Origin of the sequence: Variovorax sp. KBS0712 (assembly GCF_006323185.2) — a bacterium.
In the GTDB taxonomy this organism is placed as follows: Bacteria; Pseudomonadota; Gammaproteobacteria; order Burkholderiales; family Burkholderiaceae_C; genus Variovorax; species Variovorax boronicumulans.
Genome location: NZ_VCCD02000001.1, coordinates 2,846,669 through 2,868,759, shown reverse-complemented (window position 1 = coordinate 2,868,759; position 22,091 = coordinate 2,846,669). Strand labels below are relative to the sequence as shown.

Sequence of the window (22,091 nt, the reverse complement as noted above, 5' to 3'; positions counted from 1 at the left end):
GCTAGGCCGCCAATGCCACCGAGTGCTGCTGCCAGTCCCCACGCTCCAGCAAGGCGGTCATCGCGGAGACCGGCGCGTGCTCGCGCACGGCCGGAATGACCTCGTCCGCCTCGTCCGGCGATCCGACCAGCACCGCGCCGACAAGCCGGCCCTCGGCGACCACCAGCTTGCGATAGATGCCCTGCGCAGGCTCGGACTGCGTCAACTCGAATTCGCCGGGCCGCGCGGCGTGCACGGAGCCCGCGGAGCGGACGTCGATGCCCGAGACCTTCAGCGCGGTCACGGGCACATGGCCGCGATAGACGCGCTTGCCGCCCAGCGCATTGACGGCCGCAATCTCTCCCTGCTCGGCCGCCACGGCCCACAGGGGGATCGAGTGGCCCTCGAACTCGGCCACATCGCCCGCGGCATAGACATGGGGGGCACTGGTGCGCATCTGTGCGTCGACGATGATGCCGCGGCCGAGCGCCAGGCCGGCCGACTGCGCGATGTCGACGTTGGCGCGCACGCCGGTGCACACCACGACCACGTCGGCGGGGAGCTGGCGTCCGTCCTTGAGCACGAGCCGCGCCACGCGGCCCTCGCTGCCCGGCTCCAGCCGCGCGGCGTCGGCACCGGTCATGACATGGATGCCCTGGGTTGCCAGGTGTGCTTCCAGCAAGGCGCTGGCTGGGGTGTCGATCTGCCGGTCCAGGATCTGGCCGCTGTTCGACAGCACCTGGACCTGCGCCCCGAGCTGCGCCAGCGCCTGCGCGGCTTCCAGGCCGAGCAAGCCGGCGCCCAGCACGACCGCGCAGGTGCCGTGGAAGCGCTGCATGTAGTCGCGGATCGCCATCGCATCGTCGGCATCGCGCAGCACAAAGCTGCCCTCGATGCCGTAGCCGTCGAGCGGCGGGACCCACGCCGAACTGCCTGAGCACAGGATGAGCCTGTCGTAGCCCAGCGTCTCCCGGGTCGCCAGCGTGAGCTCGCGACGCTGCGTGTCGACGCCCGACACATGCGTGTTGAGCCACGCGGTGACACGGTGCTCGGCATACCACTGCTCGGGGAGCAGGTGCAGGCCCTGGACACCCGTCGGCATGCTGATCAGCTTGGCAATGGCCATCCGGTTGTAGGCGTTGTGGTTCTCGCGGCCGATGAGATGGATCTCGCAGTCGGGGTGGCGGCGCCGCACATGGTCGGCCGCGGTCAGGCCGGCCACGCCGTTGCCCACGATCACGACGCGGCGGATCGACGCATCGAAGGGCACGACCTCGGGCTTGCGTGTCTCGCGCGCCGCCGGGGTCGCCTCCCGCTTCAGGTCGATGCGGATGGGCCCGGCATTGCGGATGCGCGCCATGCAGGCCAGGCGCGTGCCGTCGGCGCAGCCGAGCCGGGCCAGCGTCGCCCGCTCGTCGCTGCCGATGGGTGCGAGCCGTTCGCCGCCCGCCACGACGGCGATCGGGTCGGCGCCGCACACGCCGGAACGACAGCCGGCGTTGATGGGGGCGCCGCAGTCCTCGAGCGCTTCGAGCAGGGTCTGGCCCTTGCGGATGGGGGTCTTCATGCCGGTGGGGTCGATGCAGAGTTCGGCAGGCTGCGGGGACGCATCCGCCGGCGCGGCCGCAGCGGCCTCGTTCTCCGGGGGGGCTGCAACCGGCGCCTTGCGCGCGGCGTCGTTCGGGCCGCGGTGCAGCCGCATCGTCTCGATGACGATCGGCGCCAGCCGGGAACCGTCCCGGACACCCTTGCGCAATTCACGGCGAAGGAACAGGCGCTCGACATGCAGCGACCGCGCGATCCACGTCAGGCTCGCGATGATCGTCAGGCCGCGCAGCGTGGCGACGACTTCGGGGGCGATGGCCATACCGCTCAGGCTGCTCAAGGTGCTGACGACCAGCGGGGCGGTGAACCAGTAGTACAGCGAGAACGCGGCCGCCGCGAAGAGCACCGGCGACAGGTTGCGCGTCTTGCTGCCCAGCAATTCGATCAGGTTGAAGAGCGTCAGGCTGGCCGCCATGTAGACAAGCATCTGCATGACCGTGGAGACCGGACCGATCTCGGCGGGCGAAGGCACGAGGTAGTAGCCGAGGATCAGGCCCGGAAAGACGCCCGCGAAGAAGCTGCGGAAGTTGCGGTAGGCCGGGTTCGGGTCGTACTGGTCGGCCAGGTACGCGGCGCCGGGGTTGAGGTCGTAGCAGTTCTTGGCGCAGCCCACGCACGGTTCGCAGTGCGTGTTGGCGATGCGGATGAACGGCGTCTGGCCGTACAGCCGCTGCACCGGCAGCAGGGGGCAGATGCTGCTGCACCAGCCGCTCTTGCCCTTGAACAGCAGGCCGCCGATGAGCGCCGCCCCCATGGCTGCCGCCAGCAGGCCGGCGGTGGCCATGCCGTTGCCGTTGAACAGCAGCTTGCGCGCGACGACCGCGCAGATCAGCAGGCCGATGCCGATCGGAAATGCCGCGCCCTGCGACAGGCGGCGGCTCGTGAGTGCGCGCGTGATGCCGAGCCTGCGGGGGATCTGGTTGATGGCGGCCAGCGGGCAGACGTTGCGCCACAGCCCGGGTGCCAGCATGAACACGAGCGGGAGCGACGGCACGATCAGCCCCCAGAACAGCGGCATCGCGGTGGCGGGCCGCAGCGCCAGCATGACGGCCAGGGCCAGGGCCGAGGCGATGCTCACCACGCGCAGCGCGCGCCACACCGCTTTCGGCACGATGGTCGGCAGCTGCATGAAATTGGCGAAAACGAGAGCGGGAGAGGGCTTGAACATGGTTCGGTGGTACCTGCGTGAGAAGGTGTCGCCATTCATGCCCCGGGGGGACGCTGCGACAGTGGTGGCGCCATCGATGGGTGATGGGGCTCTGCGAGTGGTGCGATTCTGGCCAGTCGCACGTCTTAAGGTTGCTATCTTGTGTGCGGCACGCTTACGAGTCTGAAGACGACGGGCTCAGGTATTCAGGCGGTAGCCGACCCCGCGAATCGTGCGGATGATCTGCCGCCCGAGCTTGCGCCGCACGTTGGACAGGTGCACTTCCAGGGCGTTGCTCGTGGGGGCTCCGTGGATCCCCTGCACCAGCAATTCCACCTGGGCCTTGGGGACCGTGTGATCGAAGCGCAGCGCGAGCGCCTCCACCAGGTTCCATTCCCGCTCGGTCAGCGCGACAGGCATGCCGCAGCGGACCGTCGTCCGGCTGCCCAGGTCGAACTCGACGTCGCCGCACCGCACGCGCGGCGTTGCCAGGCCCGCGGCCCGGCAACGCAGTGCCCGCACCCGCTCGGCCACCAGCTCGGGGCGGCACGGCATCACCACGAAGTCGTCCGCGCCCGCGTCGAGGACCTCGGCCTGCGCGGTCGGGCCGGGCGCTCCCACCATCAGCATCAGGACCGGCGTGGTGATGTGCTGCACCCGCAACAACCGGACCCAGTCGAGTCCCGATCCGTCGGGCAACTGCGAGCTGACGAGCAGCACGTCGTAGGACTCGTTCTCCAGCATGTCGATGTCGCCGAGCCGCTCGACGCTGTCGATCAGGAACCCGTTCTTGCGCAAGTGCGTGAACAGGCCGTCGTCGACCCGCGCGCGATCCTGAAGCAGAAGCAGTCGCATGGCGTCACCTGCATGTTCAGCGCCGTCATGGCCGCGAGCAGTCGCTGGTGCTGTCGGTACGTGCCATGGCATGCCTCGTCATTGGCGAGCCGGCGTTCTCCTGGACACGGAGACGGGCGCCGCGCTGTCGACCGGGGTGCGGCCGTGGGTTGCAAGCGCGGCATCGATGGCGTTCAGGTCCTCGGGCACCAGCGTGCCGTTGGCCTGCCGCAGCTTGAGATTGCCGAGCAGCACCGAATAGCGCGCCACCGCCAGGTCGCGCTTGGTCTGGAACAGCTGGCTCTGCGCGTTGAGCACGTCGATGTTGATGCGCACACCCACCTGGTAGCCCATGCGATTGGCCTCCAGCGCGATCTGGCTGGAGACCTCGGCGGCTTCGAGCGCTTTCACCTGGCCGGCGGCCGACACCAGCCCCAGGTAGGTGGCGCGGGTGGCCTGCGCGACGCCGCGGCGCGTGGCCTCGAGCAGCGAGCGCGACTGGTCTTCGAGCGCCAGCGTTTCCCTGACGCGGTTCTCGATCGCGTAGCCGGCAAACAAGGGCAGGTTGAGGGAGACGCCCACGGTGAGGGCCTTGACCCGCGAGCGGCCCGGCGTGGTGTTGGTGCCCTGGGGGTTGTTCGTGACGTTGTAGCCCAGGGTCGCATCGAGCGTGGGCAGGTGGCCGGCCTGCGCCTTCTGCACCTCGAGCCCGGCCACGTCCAGGCCCAGGCGGGCCTGCTGGATCGCAGGGTGCCCGGCATCCGCGTGCGAGGTCCAGACCTCGATGTCGGCGGGCGCGAGCGGAGGCAGCATCACGGGCGCCGCCAGCGGCACGGGCACGCTGCCGGTGCTGCCGACGAGCTGGTCGAGCACGATCTTCTTCACCTGCAGGTCGTTCTCGGCGGCGATCTCCTGCGCGATCACCAGGTCGTAGCGGGCCTGCGCTTCGCGCGCGTCGGTGATGGTGGTGGTGCCGACCTCGAAGTTGCGCTTGGCCGAGGCCAACTGCTCGGCCACGGCCACCTTCTGCGCGCGCACCAGGGCCAGGCTGTCCTGGCTGGCGAGCACGTCGAAGTAGGCCTGGCTCACGCGCACGATGAGGTCCTGCTCGGCGATGGTGAGCACCATCTGCGCCACCTCGGCCTGCCGCTGGCCCTGCTCGTAGGCGGCCCAGTTGGCGGGGCGGTACAGCGGCTGCGTGGCGTTGATGCTGACGCTCTGGGTGTTGAACCCGCGCGTCGTCGCGCTGCCTTCCGTCGAGAGGTCCTGCCGGGTGTGCGAGGCGCCGGCCGACAGGCCGACGGTGGGCAGGATGCCGGCCCTGGACTGCGCCGCCCGCGCCAGCGTGGCCTCGTACTGGGCCCGCGCGCCCTGGTAGGTGGCGTCGTAGCCGCGCGCCGACGTGTAGATCTCGACCAGGCTCTGGCCATGGACGGGCCACGCGAAGCTCGCTGCGAGCACGGCGCCCCATGCCGGGACGAGACGCTTCCCGGTGGCGGGGGCCCGTGAGCCCTGTCCACCGGGTGGGGGTCGGCGCAGGCGCTGGTTCAGACCGTGCTCCGAGGGTCGGCCTGCAAGATGGCGCCACCCGCGCGGCGAACCGCGGCCGGGCTGCGATCGACATGCAGGATGGCGGCCACGATCTGCTCGGGCGCCGCCAGCGCCGGCGCCATCGACCAGCGGTCATAGACGTCGTTGCCGATGCGCACCATGCCGGTGTGGCGATTGATCTCCTTGTCGACCTTCGGGTCCGGGTCGTAGAAGCCCAGGGCAAAGCGCACGAGGTCGATGTTGCTCCGGCTCCCGGTCAGGAAAAGCCAGCCCGGGTTCACGCTGTGCATCTCGGCGTAGTCGGCCAGGTGCTCCACGGTGTCGATCTCCGGGCGGATGGTGATCGAGTACATGAAGATGTCCCGGCCCACCCGAGAGGCCAGGCGCTCCTGCACGCGCAGGAGGTTGTTGGTCATGAGCGGACAGATGCCTTCGCAGTCCGCATACATCATGTTGATGGCGACGATCTTTCCCCGGACCAGGTCGTCGTAGAAGTTCACCTTCGCCCCGGTGTGGGTCTTCAGTTCGACGTTCGGCATGCGACGCCCCGGGCGTGCAGCCGTTGCCGGTGCCTCGGCGGAGGCGGGCAGGCCGAACGCGTACAAGGACGCGACGCCCAGGCCGGCGATCAAGTGTCTGCGGTGGTTCATGAGAATCTCCTGAAAGTCATCGGCGTTCTTCACACGATGTCGAAGCGAACCATCATTGCGTGGTCCTCGTGGGTGAGGTTGTGGCAGTGCATCAGGTACTTGCCCGAGAAATCGCGAAAGCGCACGAGCACCCTCACGGTCATGAGTTCGCCGACGACGAAGACGTCCTTGCGTCCGCGCTCGTTCACGGGAATGGTCAGGCTCACGCCGTTGACGCTCTTGCTGAGAATCCGTCCTTCTTCGAAGTGCACGTGGATCGGGTGCTGCCAGCCGTTGTCGGGATTGATGAACTCCCAGATCTCGGCGGTGCCCCTGGTGACCCTGGCTCTGGCCGTGAGCGAATCGAAGAACAGCCCGTTGACGTTCCACATGCCGCTGTTGCGCTGGAACACCCAGGTGCGAACTGGCAGGGCCGCGAGTTCGCTGGCACTGGGCAGGTCGCGCAGCGGGCGCAGCACGCTCGGCACCACGCTCAGGTCGGGCGTCGGGGGCTGGCGATCGACGATGAACTTGAGCACGCGCGTGCCCGGCGACTGCACCACGCCGGGTTTGCGGGTGTCGACCTGCGTGAGCTGGTTGACGAGGTACAGCGTGGTGTTCAGCGGGAATCGCGAGAAGTCCACCACGATGTCCGCGCGCTCGGCCGGGGCGATCCGCACCCTCAGCTGGTTCAGGATCGGTGCCGGCAGCAGGTTGCCGTCGCTGGCGATCTGCGTGTACGGGTACACGATGGTGCCGCCCGTGTTCTGCAGCACGAACTCGTAGAAGCGCGATGGGCCGACGTTCAGCAGCCGCAGCCGGTACTTGCGGCGTGCCACGCGCAGCACCGGCTCGATCTTGCCGTTGACCACGATCTTGTCGCCCAGCACGCCCTCGGGGTTGAGCTCGTCGAAGGTCAGCCGGCCGCCCGAGTCGAACCGCTTGTCCGAGAAGCTCAGGGGGTAGTCGTACGCGCCGCTGGGCAGCCGCAGCCCCGTGGTCTCGTCGCCGGTGTCGAGCGTGTCGAAGACCATGTAGCGCCCGAACATGCCCTTGAGCACGTTCGGTGCCGTCACGCCTTCCGTGTGGTCGTGATAGAAGAGCGAGCCCAGGGCTTCGCGCGAATCGCCGAGGCCGCCGAACTCGTCGAAGCCGGCGTAGAGGTTGGGGTAGAAGTGGTCGTTGAAGGTCCCCGGCGCGGTCAGTGTCACGCCGCCCTGGACGGCGCTGTAGAAGTCGCTCGCGAAGCCGTCGCTCTCCGACGGCGTGTGCATGTTGTGCAGGTGCGTGCTGATCTCGGGCGAGCCGAATCCCGTGTGGTTCTGCGGCAGCTGGTTGCGGATGCGGCAGATGACCGACTGCCCGTAGCGCGCGTGGATCGTGGGGCCCGGCGTGGTCACCCCCGGCGTGTTGCCTTCGTAGCCCCAGATGGGCTGCGGGGGGTAGTAGGGGTTGTTGCCGTTGAACAGCCAGGCCGGGTTCTCCTTGGCCGTCAGCTGGTACAGCAGCGGCGTGCCGGCCTTGCCGGGCACGGTCAGTTCCGCGTAGCGCTGGTGCGGCGCACGCCCGCACTCGCCGCCTGCGATGTTCGCGTTGAGGGTCGGGGCCGGGGTCAGCGTGGCCAGCGGTGTGAGCGGCGTGACCTGGTTGGGCAGGTCCTCGACCCACGGTGTCGTCGGCGGGCTGGGCGGCAGGGGCGTGGGTTGTGCGCGGGTCTTGCCCGGTGTCAGGACCAGGGGAGCCGCCGTGGCTGCCAGCGAGGCCTTCAGGAACGTGCGTCTCTTGCTGTGGGCGACAGGCGTCACGGGGTCGTGGTGGTTGGAATCCTTGCGCATGATGTATTCCCCTCGTTGACAGAGAACAGCCCCGCTACATCTGCCGTCCCGATCGGCGGATGGTGGAGGTGATGGGCTCGATGACGTACTGCAGCGCGGTCTGCGAGACGCCCGCGATGTAGACCTCGGCGGGCATGCCCGCCTGGAGCTTGAAGTCGCCGATGGCCCTGAGCGACTCGGCGTCGGCCAGGATCATCACGCTGTAGTAGGGCAGGTTGGTCTGGCGCTCGATCAACCGGTCGCCGGCGACATAGGTCACCTTGCCCGTGACCATCGAGGTGTTGCGGTACTTGAAGGCGGTGAACTTCACCCGCGCGCGCTGGTTGAGGTGCACGTTGCTGATGTCTTCCGGACGGATGCGCGCCTCGATCATCAGCTGAGCGTCGCTGGGCACGATGTCCGCGATCGCTTCTCCGGGCCCGACCACCGCGCCGGGCGAGGTGAACTTCAGGTCGATCACTTCGCCGCTGGCCGGGGCCACGACGACCTGCCGCTGCGCCGCGTCGTTCGACTTGCGCTGCTCCTGCTCGATCTCGCCCAGGCGCTGCGTGGTGGCCTTGAGCTGGTCGCTGGCGGCCTTCACGTAGTCGTTGCGGATCGACTGGATCTTCAGGTCGATCTCCACCAGGCGCTGGGCGGCGCGCGCCAGTTCCGTGCGCCGCTCTTCGAGCTTGGCCGCGTACTCCATCACCACCGATTCGAGCTGGGAGATCCGGCTCGACGAAATGAAGCCTTCCTGGATCAGGCCGCGGTTGGCTTCCAGGTCCTGGCGCTGCAGGACGAGCGAGTTCTGCGCCTGCGCGATCTGCGCGTGCACGGCGACGATTTCCTGCTGCACGCGATCGCGCTGCGTTCTCATGAGCGAGGCCGCGCTGTCCAGCGAATGGCGCTGGGCCTGGAACAGCGCCGTCTCCTTGAGCAGGGCCTGGCCGATGCGATCGTCCTGCCGGGCCGCGCGCAGCAGGTCTTCGGGGAAGGCGAGCGTCTTGGCGACGGACTGCTCGGCCTCCAGGCGCACCAGCATGGCACGCTCCAGATGGACGCGATAGCTCAGGCGGTTGCGGTCGGCGTCCACGCGCACGTCGCCCAGGACCAGGATCGGATCGCCGGCGTTCACATGCTGGCCGTCGCGCACCATGACTTCCCGCACGGTGCCGCCTTCCAGGTGCTGCACCGGACGGCGGTTGAGGTCCACCTTGACGAACGCGGGGGCCACCACCGCCATCGAGAGCGGGGCGAGGCCCATCCACAGGCCCAGGGGCAGGATCGCGCCGAGGATGACCCAGCATCCGCTTCGCGCGAGGCGTCGTGCATGTTCCCGGCTGCTGCGTGGGGCGGCAACGGGAGGCATCGGGAGTGTGGCGGTGCTCATGGTGCGGGGTCCTTGTTCGCAACGGCGGCGCGGCGCTCAGGCGGCCTTCTGGTCCACGATGGCCTGGGCCTGGCGCTGCATGTCGCGCATCACCTCGCTCGCCGGGCCGAACTGCTGGATGCGGCCCGCGGCGAGCACCAGGATCTTGTCGACGTGGGCGATCAGCGACGGGCGGTGGGTGACGACGACCGAGGTCACGCCCGCCTGGCGCAGGCCGCTCATCGCCTGGGCGAGTGCGACTTCTCCCGCGCCGTCGAGGTTGGAGTTCGGCTCGTCCAGGATCACCAGCTGCGGGTTGCCGTACAGCGCACGGGCGAGCGCGATGCGCTGGCGCTGGCCCGGAGACAACCGCGAGCCGTGTTCGCCCACCGGCGTGTCGTAGCCCTTCGGGAGGGTCAGGATCATGTCGTGCGCATTGGCGCGCACGGCGGCGGCAACCACCGCTTCGGAGTCCACCTTGTCCAGGCGCGCGATGTTGTCCGCCACGCTGCCGTCGAAGAGCTCGACGTCCTGGGGCACGTAGCCGATGTAGGGGCCCAGCTCTTCGCGCGGCCAGTACGACACGTCGGCACCGTCCAGGCGGACCTTGCCGCTGCTGGGGCGCCACACGCCCGTGAGCACGCGCGCGAGGGTCGACTTGCCGGCCGCGCTCGGGCCGACGATGGCCAGGGCCTCGCCGGGCGCCAGCGCGAAGACGATGTTCGAGAGCACCAGGGTGTCCGAGCCGGCCGCGCGGTACGAGATGTTCTCCGCGCTCAGGCGTCCTTCGGGGCGCGGCATGGCGACATGCGGCTCGGTGCGCTCGAAGTCCTTCGACAGTTCCAGCAGGCGCCCGTAGGCCGCCCGCGCCTCGATCAGCGTGCGCCAGCTGCCCACGAGCTGCTCCACCGGCTGCACCGCGCGGCCCAGCAGGATGCTGGTGGCGATCATCACGCCGGCGGAAGCCTGCTGGCTCAGCACCAGGTACGCGCCCAGGGCCAGCATGAGAATCTGGATGGCCTGGCGCGCGGCCTTGGTCCCGGCGGTGAACGCCACGGTGCTGCGGCTGGCGCTGGTCTGCATGGTCGCGATCTGGTCCTGGAGCGCCCGCCAGCGCACCAGCAGGCGCTGTGTCATTCCCAGGGCCTGCAGCACTTCGGCGTTGCGCAAGGAACTCTCGACGTATTGCGCGGCGCGTCGCCCTTCGTTCTGCAGGGTTTCGAGCGACCGGCGGCTGATGCGGTCGTTGAGCCAGGCCAGGCCGAGCATGAGGAGGGCGGAGAACGCAGCGCCCACGCCGAGCGCGGGGTGGAACATCCAGATCACGAACACGTACACGAACACCCAGGGCGCATCGAACACCGCGATCAGGCCATTGGCGGAAAACACGGCGCGAAGCGCGGCCACGTCGCGGATTCCTTCTGTCCTCACGCCGCTCGGGGCGCGTGCGGCGCGCTCCACGATGGCGTTCACCACCGGTGGGGAGAGTCGCTCGTCCACCATGATGCCCACCACGTTCTGCAGCCGGGTTCGCAGGTAGTCCAGCAGCAGCAGGATGAACAGCGCCACGCCCGTCCCGGCGAGCAGCACCAGCAGCGTTTCATGGCTGCTGGTCGAGATGACGCGATCGAACACCTGCAGGGTGAAGAACGCGGGAACCAGGAACAACAGGTTGATGAAGAAGGAGAACGCCGCGATGTAGCCCAGCAGCGGTCGCAGTTCCGTCCACAGGGGTTTCATGTGCTTCTCCTTCGGTTTCGCCGGCCGGCGCTCAGTCCGCGCGCTGGTCCTGCGCGGCGGCCGGGGTCTGCGCCCCGTTGCCGTTCATGCCGCGCGCCGTGCCCGCGGCCGCTGCTTCCAGCAGCTTCACGCGTCGCACGAGCCTGTCGATGGTCAGCATCTGCGCCGAATAGGCGCGAGAGAGCTGCTGGGTCGCGTCGCTGAGCGCCTTGATGGCGATGGTCAACTCGTCCTTCTTGGCGTTGACCATGCCGATGCGCGACATGATCAGTGCCGCAACCTCGCGCGGGTCGGAGACCGAACGCGCTTTCTGTTCCGGGGGTGAGGTGTTTTGCTCGTCCATGTCTTTCTCCGTGATCGATGTCATTGAAACGTCAGCCGCGCCTCATGCCGACAGCAGGAAATCGGCCTGCGTGATGGTGTTCGCCCCGACACCGTTCACCCCCACCAGCAGGACGCTGTCCAGGCCGTCGAACTCGATCAGCGTGTCGGCACCCAGATCGGTGATGGTCACGTTGGCGGCAAAGTTGCCCGCGTTGATCCCGAGCCCGGAGATGTCGAGCCGGTCCTGTGCGTTGGCCCCGTTCGGACTGGCGTCGAAACCGTTGATCGTGTCGCTGCCGAATCCCGTCACGAACACGAAGATGTCGTTGCCCGCCCCGCCGTCCATGGTGTCGTTGCCATCACCCGCCGTGGCGACGATGGTGTCGTCGCCAACACCGCCGTTCACCGTGTCGCTGCCCAGGCCGCCCGTGAGGGTGTCGTTGCCCGCTTCGCCGTTGAGGGTGTCATTGCCGGCGCCACCCAGCACGACGTCGTCGCCGCCGCCGGCGTTGATGGTGTCGTTGCCGCCCTGGCCGTCGATGAAGTTCGCGCCGCCGTTGACGACGATGACGTCGTTGCCCTGACTGCCGATGATGTTCTCGACCGTGTTCAGCGTGTCGATGCCGATCTGCGCGCTGATCGCGAGATTGGCGAGGACCGTCGCTCCCGCCGTGGTGGCGGACAGGTCGTAGGTGTCGACGCCCGCTCCACCGACATAGCTGTCGCTGCCGTCGCCGGCGGCCGCGAAGAAGGTGTCGTTGCCGCCGCCGCCGTTCAGCGTGTTGGCACCGGCGCTGCCGGTCATCGAATCGTTGCCGGCACCGCCGGTCGCGTTCTCGATGTTCGCCACCGATTCGAAGCCCGTCGCCGTCCCGGCGCCCAGATTCACCGTGACGGCCGTGGTCGTGGCGCCATAGCTCAGGGTATCGACGCCGCCCTGCAGATCGGCCGTGACCGCCTCGACATTGGCGACGCTGCCGCCCGCAACGGCCGTGATCGCCGTTCCTGCCAGGACGACCGCGAGCGTCTGGCCCAGCGCCGTGCCGTTGATGCTCAGCCTGTCGTTGGTGCCGGCTCCGCCATCGATGGCGTCCGCGCCATCGCCAACGACGTAGTGGAAGGTGTCGTCCCCCTCGTTGCCGGTGAGCGTGTCGTTGCCCGCGCCGCCGGTGAGCGTGTCGTTGCCGGCGCCGCCGGTCACGACGTCGTTTCCGCCTCCGGCGTTGATGGTGTCGTTGCCGCCCTGGCCGTCGATCACGTTCACGCCGCCATTGACGTTGATGTTGTCGTCACCCTGGCTGCCGATGAAGTTCTCGATCGAGGAGAGCGCGTCGGTGCCGGTCTGGGCGCCCGTTGCGGTCGTGACGGTGACCGTCACCCCCGCGGTGATCGCGGACAGGTCCAGGGTATCGGTGCCGCCGCTGCCGACATAGCTGTCGTTGCCATCGTTCAGCGTCGCGATGAAGGTGTCGTTGCCGCCGCCGCCGTTGAGGGTGTTGGCCAGGGCATTGCCCGTGAGCGTGTCGGCACCGGCGCCGGTCGTCACGTTCTCGATGCCGGCGATCGACGTGAAGCCCGAGGCAGTTCCCGCCGACAGGTTCACCGTGACGGCCGCCGTGCTGGTGTAGGTCAGGGTGTCGACACCGGCCTGCAAATTGGCCGTGACGGATTCGACGTTGCTCACCGTGCCGCCGGCGACTGCCGTGAGCGACGTGCCGTCGTAGCTGACTGCCAGCGCATCGGCCGCGGCCGTTCCGATGACGTTCAGGGTGTCCAGCCCTGTGCCGCCGTCGACGGTGTCGGTGCCGCCTCCGATGGTGTAGTTGATGGTGTCGTCGCCCGCGCCGGCGGCGATGCTGTCGGCACCCGTTCCGCCATCGATGATGTCGTCCTGGCCGAGGCCGTTGATCGCGTCTGCGCCACCGCCGCCGAAGATCACGTCCTGGCCTTCGGTACCAGTGAGAACCTGGGCCGCGTTATTGGCGGGGATGTTGTCGCCCGTCACCACGGTCGTGGCGGAGCTCAGCGTCTCGAGCGTGCCGCCGTTGTCCGTGAAGCTCACCGTCAGGCGCAGTTCGCGATTGACCTGGCCGGCGCCCGGCGTGAAGGTCTGCTGGGTCGCTCCCGCGATCGCCGTGAACCCGCCCGCGCCGCCGCCGACACCCGTGTTGACGGCTTGCTCCCATTGGAAGCTGAAGACCGAGCCCGCCAGGCCATCGGCGTCGGTGATGCCGAGGGTCGAGGCCGTCAGGAGCTGGCCTTCGGTCGGTGTGGTGTCGCTGATGGTGGGCTGGCCGGTCGCCGCGGTATTGCCGGCGCCAACCGGGCCGGTCGCGGCGGAGTACACGTTTTCCAGCACGTCGTTGGCGTCCTTGTAGACCGCCCGCACGCGCAGCGCGAGGCCGAGCTCGAAGACCCGCGGCGCATAGGTGGCCCCGGTGGCCCGCGCGACTTCACCGCCGGCGTTCTCGATCAGGATGTCTTCGAAGATGCCGGGGCGAACCTCGGCCTGCCAGAAGTAGGCAATGGGCCCGGTGATCGCTCCGTCGGGGTTGGTGCCGCTGACATTGTCAGGATCGGTCACGCCCAGTGCCGATGCGGTGAGCAGCTGGCCGACGGCCGGCGTGGTGTCGCTGATCGTCAGCAGTCCTTCCGGATCGAAGTTGAAACCTTCTTCCGCAATGAACGCCGCGCCATCGGAGAACTGCAGGCGCTCGATGTTGCGCACCACGTCGATGCCGTCGGCGCCGGCCACGCCGTCCACGACATGGCTGATGCGCCAGACATCGTTTTCGAGGAAGGTGATCTCGTAGTTGCCGAAGACGTCCGAGAAGACGGCCGTGTCGAAGTCCGGCGCATCCGACATCAGGATCTCGCGGGCAATGGTGAGTTGACCCGGGTTGTAGGTGCCGTCGAAGACGCGCCCCTGCAGCTCGAGGTCGGTCATGGTGTCATAGCTCGCGATCTCGGCGCCCGTTCCGTCGGCGTTCTCCCGCACGCTGATGCGCACGTTCAGCCAGGCATCGCCGTCGATGATGTCGTTGCCGCCGCGGCCCTCCAGCAGGTCGCTGCCGCCGCCGCCCAGGATGATGTTGCCGGCGAACGAAGTCACCGGCCCGTCCATCTCCATGCCGACACCGAGCACCTGGTCCAGGAGCTCCTGCAGGCCGTCGATGAGTTCGATGTGGGTCAGCACGCTGCCCGTGGTGCCCGACAGCGCCATCGCGGCCGCATCGTTGTCGTCGCCGCGCAGGACGTCGGCATGCGCCGAGCCCGACATGCCCTCGACCGAAGTGAACCGCGCCAGCACGGTCGCGTTCGAGATCGGCACGGGCGTTTCGTCGAAGGCACGAAGGAACAGGTCGGCCGTGACGCCGAAGGCGTCGTCCTTGAACCCGGCCCAGTCGAAGCCGGAGCCGCCTTCGTAGCGGTCCACCTGCCCACCGTTGCCGAACATGATGTCGTCGCCGCCTTCGCCGTCCATCCGGTCGGAGATCGAGTTGCCGATGAAGACGTCGTGGCCCACCACCTGGTCGCGGGCGAAGGCGTCGAAGTTCTCGCCGGCGCTGCCGTCGGCCATGCCTTTCTCGATCCAGTCGTCGCCTTCGTTGCCGAACACGAACTCGTTGCCGCGGGCGCCGAGGATGAAGTCGTTGCCCGTGCCGCCGAACGCCTCGGACGGGTCTTCACCGGTGACGATGAAGTCGTTGCCGTGGCCACCCAGGATCAGGTTGATGCCGTTGCCGCCGTGGATGGCGTCGTTGCCGTCGCCGCCCTGCATGTTGTCGTCGCCACCCAGGTCCGTCATGATGTCGTCGCCGGCCCCGCCGAAGACGAAGTCGTTGCCGTCCCCGCCTTCGAGCCGGTCATTGCCGGCGTCGCCCCAGAGCGTGTCGTCGCCGATGCTGGAAATGATGGTGTCGTTGCCTGCGGTACCGCCCAGAACGACGTGGTCCTCGCCGCTGTACTGCAGGTAGTTCGGATCGGCCGCTTCGGTGCCGGGGTTGTTGCGCAGCACCAGTGGCGTCAGGCTTCCCTCGGCCGTCGGATCGTCGCGCCCGTCGAGCCCCAGGCCCGTGAACTGCCGGGACGGGTCCACCTCCAGCGTGAACCCCGGCGTCGTGAAGATGTCGCCAGGCAGGTGCTCGACATCGGTGTTGGCCATCACCAGCCGGGCGAAGGAGTTGTTCTCCAGCTCGGTGAGGAAGTTCAGGCCCTGCGTGCGCTCCAGGTAGTAGAAGCGGTCGCCGTCCTGCAGCTTCTCCATCTGCTCCTCGAACACGAAATTGAAGGTCGAGCCCAGCAGGCCGCCGAACGGCATCTGCTTTTCGGCCAGGCCGCCGATCCACAGGTCGATGTCGTCGACGCCGGTGGTCGTGATGCCGGCCTCGTCGGCGTAGGCATTGCGTCCGTACAGGAAGTCGAGCCGGTCCTCCGGCGCACCGATGCCGCCGTAGACCAGTGCCACCGCGGCCGCGCGCTTCTCGATCAGGGTGTCGGCGGCGGCCAGGCTGGCGTGCACGCCGTAGGCCGCAATGAAGTTGACCACCGAGGCCTCATGCTTGATGTGCTGCATGAAGTCGACCCAGTTCGCGTAGGGCTTGAGCTGGCTGTCACCGGTCACGCTGTAGAAGTCGCGCCGCGCGGCGTTGAGTGTCGGCACGCCGGTGTCGCGCCCGCGCACGATGTTGATCGTCGCCAGGTCGAGCGGCAGGCCGAGCAGGTTGTTGCGCAGGGCCTCAGTCACGAACTCGTCGATCTCGTTGCCCTGTTGCCGCGTGAGGCCGCGCGCGAGCGCGCCGGCCGCTTCATCCGCCGTGATGCCGCTGGCTGCGAACGCGAGCGGATTGAGGAAGGCCTCGATCAGCCCGAGCTGCTGGGTGGGGTCGGCCGTGCCGCCGATCACGTTGAAGTCGGCGTCGAAGCGGTCCACCGTCTCCGTCAGCATCGAGTGGCCGAAGCGGTACACCGTGTGGGCGAACTCGGCGACGATCGATGGATCGATCTCGGTGTCGTAGACCTGGGTGGCGGCAAAGAAGATGTCGATCTGCGGCTGCACCTTGCGCGCGAACTCCTCGAACACCAGGTGCTGGTACTGCATCTCGGTGCCGAAGCGGGCCGCCTGGAACAGGCGCTCGCCGTCCCACGAGCCATCGGGCAGGTGCCATTCGGCAATGAAGGCCGCGTCGCCCGACGCCATGATCACCGCCTTGGTGTGTTCGACCAGCCGGTTGTGCTCGGCGTGGAACACATGGTGAATGCTGGTCAGCGCGATGTTTTCGTTCACCCGGCCGTCGCCGGCGATGTAGTGCGCGTCGAGCAGTTCGTCGTCGTAGAAGCCCGCGGCCGGTGTGCCGCCGATCTGGTCGTCGGCATCGGCCGTCAGCGCGACGCCCTGGCTGTTCACCGGGTTGGCGGTGTGGGCGATGTCGGCCAGGAACACGTGGCCCGTGCGCACGGCCAGGCTTGCATCGATCGGCGCGCCCGGCGAGCCCGAGGCCAGCGTGCCGCCGGCCTGCAGCACGATCTGCGCGAAGCCGGTCACCGGGTCGGGAATGAAGTTGCCGTACTCGTCGGCCGCCAGCAGCGGCAGGTTGAGCGCGTCGGCATTGTCCAGCGCGATGCCCAGCAGGTCGCGCGCCTGCGCCTTGACCACCGCCCAGGTGGCCATGCCGCCCAGCTCGATGTCGTCGGCCGTGCCGAAGAGGCCGTCGGCACCGAGGTCGCGGTTGGTGATCAGCCGCCCGGTGGCGACCGGCTTGCCTTCGGCATTGAGCTCATAGGCGCGCAGGAAGACCTGGTGCGACGGGTGCGACGTGTAGGTCTGGTTCTGGTCGATGAAAGGCGTCGTGAGGTTCGTGGCCTCGTGCGTGGTGTCGTCCGCGGTGCCCATGACGCCGTCGGCGCCGGGGCCGGCAACCTGGGTGGCGCGCGTCAGCACCAGGAAGTTGCTGTTGCTGCCCGGCACATAGAGCGGATCGTCGGGCTGCAGCGGGACGAAGATGGTGCCGTTGCCGCCCTTGGCCACGAGGTCCAGGCCGTGGTCGAAGAACTGGCCGAAGAAGGTCATGAAGGCGTTGAACGGCGCCGACAGGCCTTCGTCCGGCGCGGTGTTCGGAATGACCAGCAGGGTGCCGGCGGGAATCGCCACGCCGTCCAGGTCGTACAGGACACCGTCCACCAGCGTGCCCAGGCCCGCGTCGACGAACGCGCTCACCGCCGCCGGGTTGTTGCTCGTCATGTCGACGATCAGGTTGCTGATGATGCGCGGGTCGGCGTCCACCACATTGCCGCTGGGGCCGTAGTCCGTGTTGGTGAGCGTGCCTCCCGGGCCGAGGTTGATGCTGTCACCGTCCTGGTCGTTGCGGAACACCGGATCGACCAGACGCGGGAACACCTGGTCCGCGGCGCCGAAGCCGGACTGGCCCTGCACCAGGTTGTTGTAGGAGCCGTCCACCGTGCGCAGGCCCAGCGGTGCGCGCGGGTTGTCCAGGATGTCGTTCAGTGCCTCGCCGCTCGCATGCCGCTCCGAGATCTTGATCTGCTCCAGGATGAACTGCAGGTCGGACTGCAGGAAGCGCACGCCCGCGCTGTCGACCAGCGCGGAGGACGGCGCCGGCGCCGGCGGCACGACGGCCGCCACGCCGGTGACCGCCGCGGTGGGCGCGGAGTACACGGTTTCCAGCACGCCGTCGGCATCGCGGTAGACGGCCCGCACCCGGATGGCCAGGCCGTCGAAGGGCGCGGTGACCCGGAAGGTCGTGCCGTTCACCGTGGCGGGCTGGCCGCCGCCCAGGTCGATGATGTCGCGGAACACGCCCGGCGCGCGCGTCGGGTCGGCCTCGTACTGCCACGTGTAGCTGATCGGCCCGGTGACGGTGCCGCCAGGGTTGTCCGCATCGGTGAGGGCGGCCGACACGCTCAGGAGCTGGTTGATCTGCGGCGTGTCGTCGCTGATCGTGACCGAGCCGCCAGGTGCGTTGTTGCTGCCGGACAGCAGCTGGACGGCGTCGGAGAACTGCAGCCGCTCGATGTTGCGCAGGATGTCGGTGCCGTCGGTGCCGACGTTGTCGGTGACGGTGGTGCGGCCGTCGGCGCCGGTGGTGACGGTGTAGTTGGCGCGCAGCCCGGAGAACATCGCGGTGTCGTAGTCGGCGCTGTCGGACATCAGGATCTCGCGCACGATGCTGAGCTGGCCCGGGTTGATCTCGCCCGAGAGCATGCGCGGCACCAGCTCCTTCAAGCTGTCGACGCTGGTGAGGCCGGGCACGCCCGAGACGGCGATGCGCACGTTGAGCCAGGCGTCGCCGTCGATGATGTCGTTGCCGCCGCGGCCCTCGATGGGGTCGCTGCCGTCGCCGCCCAGGATGATGTTGCCCTCGCCGAACGAGGTCATGCCAGCGGGCAGCAGGCCTTGCAGGCCGTCGATCAGCGCGATGTTGGTGAGCACGCTGCCGGTCCAGCCGGCCTGCAGGATCTCGACGGCGTCGGCGTCGTCGCCGCGCAGGAAGTCGGCGAAAGCCGATCCCGACAGGCCTTCGGTGAAGGCGAAGCGGTCCATCATCGCGGCGTTCGAGTTGACCACCGGGGGCACCACGAAGTCGTTGACGATCATGTCGGCGGTCACGCCGTACTTGTCGAACTTGTAGCTGGCCCAGTCGAAGCCGGAGCCGCCGTCGAAGTGGTCTTCGCCGTCGGAGCCGGTGAAGATGTCGTCGCCACCTTCGCCGATCAGTTCGTCGAAACCGCCGCCGGAGATCAGGACGTCGTTGCCGATGACGCTGTCTTGCACGAGCGGGTCGAAGCTGTCGCCCGTGGTGCCGTCCTGGGTTCCCAGCTCGATCCAGTCGTGGCCCTCGTTGCCGAATGTCGGCAGGTTGCCCTTGCTGCCCAGGACGAAGTCGTTGCCCTGGCCGGCAAAGACCTCGGAAACGTCCTCGCCGGTGATGATGAAGTCGCTGCCGTCCCCGCCGATGATGAGGTTCGCGCCGTTGCCGCCGTGGATGACGTCGTTGCCCTCGTTGCCCTTGAGCACGTCGTCGCCGCCGCGGTCCGTGATGATGTCGTCGCCCGCGCCGCCCTCGACCTGGTCGTTGCCGTCGCCGGACTCGATGCGGTCGTTGCCGCCGTCGCCGTAGATGGTGTCGTCGCCGATGCTGGCGATCAGGGTGTCGTTGCCGGCGGTGCCGCCGAGCACGACGTGTTCGTCGCCCGTGTAGCGCAGGTAGGTGGTCTCCACGGCCGCGGTCGTGGGATCGTCACGGATCACCAGCGGGGTGAGTTCGGTGCCGCCCTCGGTCGGGTCGCCGTGGCCGTCCACGCCGATGCCGGTGAACTGGCGCAGCGGGTCGACCTCGAGGATCAGGCCTGGGGTCGAGAAGATGTCGGCCGGCAGGTGCGTGGCGTCGGTGTTGAGCATCACCAGCTTGGCGAAGGTGTTGTTCTCCAGTTCGGTGAGGAAGTTGAGGCCGGCCAGACGGGAGAGGTAGTAGAAGCGGTCGCCGTTCTGCAGCGCCTCCATCTGCGACTCGAAGACGAAGTTGAAGGTCGAACCCAGCAGGCCGCCGAAGGGCATCTGCTCTTCGGCCAGGCCGCCGATCCACAGGTCGATGTCGTCCACGCCCGTGGTGGTGACGCCGCCGACCATCGCGTAGATGCCCGTGCTGTTCAGGAAGGCGAGCCTGTCTGCTTCGTCTGCAACGAAGCTGCGCTCCGCGGCCGTGCCGGCGTTGAGAACCACGGTGCCGCCGAAGACGAGTGCGGCCGCCACGGCCCGCTTCTCGGCCATCGTGTCGACGTCCGCGGCGGTCAGCGCGCCATGCGTGCCGTACGCCGCAATGAAGTTGATGACGGAGGCCTCGTGCTTGAGATGCTGCGTGAGGTCGACCCAGCTCGTATAGGGCTTGAGCTGCGGGTCCGCGGTCGAGGTGTAGAACTCCCGGCGCGCTTCGTTGAGCGTGGGAATGCCGGTGTCTCGGCCGCGTGCGATGTTGATGGCGGCGAGGTCCAGCGGCAGGCCCAGGAGCTGGTTGCGCACCGCGTCGGTGACGAACTCGTCGATCTCGTTGCCCACCTGCCGGGTCATGCCGCGCACGATGGCGCCGGCCGCCTGCTCCGGCGTCAGTGCGCCGTCGTTGTTGAACCCGATCGGGTTGAGGAAGGCATCGACCAGCGCGAGATCGCTCGACAGGAAATTGGGGTCCAGCCGGTCCACGGTCTCGGTCAGCATCGTGTGGCCGACGCGGAAGACCGCGTGTGCGAACTCGGCGACGATCGCCGGGTTGATCGTCGTCTGGTAGTTGGTTTCGGCCAGGAACTCGTCGACGGCCGGCTGCATCTTGCGCGCGAACTCTTCGAACACCAGGTGCTGGTATTGCATCTCCGTCGCGAAGCGCGCGGCCTGGAAGATGCGCTCGCCGTTCCATGAGCCGTCGGGCAGCTGCCATGAGGCGATGAACGCAGCGTCGCCGGTGGCCAGGACGGTGGCCTTGATCTCTTCGGCCTGCCGGTTGTGCTCGGAGTGGAAGACGTGGTGGACGGAGGTCAGGGCGATGTTCTCGTTGCCGCGGCCGTCGCCGGTGATGAAGTGGCGGTCCAGCAGCTCGTTGTCATAGGTGCCGGGTTCCGAGAGGCCGACGGCCGAGTCGCTGTCGGGCGCCAGCACGCCGCCCACGAACACGGGCGCCGCGGCATGCGCGATGTCGTTCAGGAAAGCATGGCCGGTGCGAACGCCCACGCTGGCATCGATGGGCGCGCCAGGCGTGCCCGAGGCGAGCCCGTTGCCGTCCGGGTCCAGCGGCCCGCCGACGTCGGCGGCGCGCAGCACGATCTGCGCGAAGCCGGTCACGGGATCGGGGATGAACTTGCCGAACTGGTCCGTCGCCAGCAGGGGCAGGTCCAGCACGTCGGCGTCGTCGAGCTGGATGCCGAGCATCAGCGCCTGCGCCTTGACCTGGGCCCAGTTGGCAAGGCCGCCGTCGGCGCCATCGAGCAGGCTGCCCGTGGCCACCGGACGGCCGTTGGCGTCGAGCACGTACTCGCGCAGGAACACCTGGTGCGAGGGATGCGAGGTGTAGGTCTGGTTCTGGTCGACGAAGGGCGTGGTCTGGTTGGTCTGGTCGCCGTTCGCATCGCGCGTGGCGCGCGACAGGATCATGAAATTGGGGGCGCCGGGGGTCGTATCGAACAAGGGGTCGTCCGGCTGCAGCGGCATGAAGATCATCTCGGTGCTGCTCTTGTTGACCAGGTCGAGGCCGTGGTCGAAGAACTGGCCGAAGAAGGTGAACCATGAATTGAAGGGCGCCGAGAGGCCTTCGTCGGGCGTGGCGTTCGGAATCTCCAGCAGCGTGCCGGGGGGAATGACGACGCCCTGGAGGTCGTACAGGACGCCGGCTGCGTCGAGCGTTCCGAGGCCCGCGGCCACGAAGGCGCTCACCGCCGCGGGGTTGTTGCTGGTCATGTCGGCGACCAGGTTGCTGATCAGCCGCGGGTCGGCATCGACCACGTTCCCGGCGCTGCCGTAGTCCGTGTTGGTGATCCCTGCGAAGGCGTCGTCCTGCTCGTTGCTGTAGGTCTGAGGCACCAGCTGCGGAAACGGGTTGTCTGCGGCACCGAACTCGCTCTGGCCCGGCATCAGGTTGTTGTACGACCCGTCGACCGTCCTGAGGCCGAAGGGCGCAAAGGCGTTCGGGACCAGGCTGGCGGGGTCCGCTCCCGCTGCTTGTGCTTCCGCAATGAGAATTTGTTGAAGAATGAATTCGAGATCGGACCTGATCAGCGTGGCCATTTCTATTCTCCTCAAGACGAACGACTTTCAATGCAGCCCCGATCCCGCCTACATGGCGAAAAGGCTCATGTAGCGTGGCTCAGGAGTGACCGCGCGCCTGGAATTGCCAGCCGCGGGGTTTTCGAGGAAGTGATGCAGCGCGTGACCCGGTGGCGGTCACGCCTGGAGAGCGGCTAGGGTTGTCGTCGGCCGCTCAGGCACCGCAGCGGGGCGGTGCAGCGAATATCCATTGCGCGATGCCGGTCAGGCGCGATGCCGGCATGGAGATGAAGCCCGCATTTCATGCGGACCTTGATTCGACACTTGTTCA

Annotated in this window: 9 protein-coding genes; all 9 read right to left on the bottom strand. The window is 68.2% G+C overall.

What is annotated here, in order from left to right; translation table 11 throughout:
• Position 1 precedes the first annotated feature (1 nt).
• Positions 2 to 2,752 (bottom strand): FAD-dependent oxidoreductase, encoded by a 2,751-nt coding sequence (locus FFI97_RS13260; protein WP_185993607.1) that lies wholly within the window; start codon positions 2,750 to 2,752, stop codon positions 2 to 4.
• 177 nt (positions 2,753 to 2,929) lie between these two features.
• Positions 2,930 to 3,586 carry a response regulator transcription factor gene (locus FFI97_RS13255; protein ID WP_062470843.1) on the bottom strand — a complete coding sequence of 219 codons (657 nt, stop codon included), beginning with the start codon at positions 3,584 to 3,586 and terminating at the stop codon, positions 2,930 to 2,932.
• Between the two features lie 78 nt (positions 3,587 to 3,664).
• A complete protein-coding gene (locus tag FFI97_RS13250) occupies positions 3,665 to 5,026 on the bottom strand; it encodes a TolC family outer membrane protein (protein WP_144004450.1) in 1,362 nt (453 codons plus the stop codon).
• Between the two features lie 86 nt (positions 5,027 to 5,112).
• Entirely contained in the window at positions 5,113 to 5,766 is a 654-nt protein-coding gene (locus FFI97_RS13245) for an SCO family protein (protein WP_070059880.1), read from the bottom strand.
• 29 nt (positions 5,767 to 5,795) lie between these two features.
• The gene (locus tag FFI97_RS13240) at positions 5,796 to 7,580 is read right to left on the bottom strand and encodes a multicopper oxidase domain-containing protein (protein WP_139703579.1); all 1,785 of its coding nucleotides are present in this window, start codon (positions 7,578 to 7,580) and stop codon (positions 5,796 to 5,798) included.
• A 34-nt stretch (positions 7,581 to 7,614) separates the two neighbouring features.
• Entirely contained in the window at positions 7,615 to 8,952 is a 1,338-nt protein-coding gene (locus tag FFI97_RS13235) for an HlyD family type I secretion periplasmic adaptor subunit (protein ID WP_070059823.1), read from the bottom strand.
• Between the two features lie 36 nt (positions 8,953 to 8,988).
• On the bottom strand, positions 8,989 to 10,671 hold the full coding sequence (locus FFI97_RS13230; RefSeq protein ID WP_139703580.1) for a type I secretion system permease/ATPase: 1,683 nt from the start codon (positions 10,669 to 10,671) through the stop codon (positions 8,989 to 8,991).
• A 31-nt stretch (positions 10,672 to 10,702) separates the two neighbouring features.
• The gene (locus FFI97_RS13225; protein ID WP_139703581.1) at positions 10,703 to 11,014 is read right to left on the bottom strand and encodes a hypothetical protein; all 312 of its coding nucleotides are present in this window, start codon (positions 11,012 to 11,014) and stop codon (positions 10,703 to 10,705) included.
• Between the two features lie 42 nt (positions 11,015 to 11,056).
• Complete coding sequence (locus FFI97_RS13220) at positions 11,057 to 21,781, bottom strand: peroxidase family protein (protein WP_144004449.1); 10,725 nt, start codon at positions 21,779 to 21,781, stop codon at positions 11,057 to 11,059.
• Between the last annotated feature and the right edge of the window lie 310 nt (positions 21,782 to 22,091).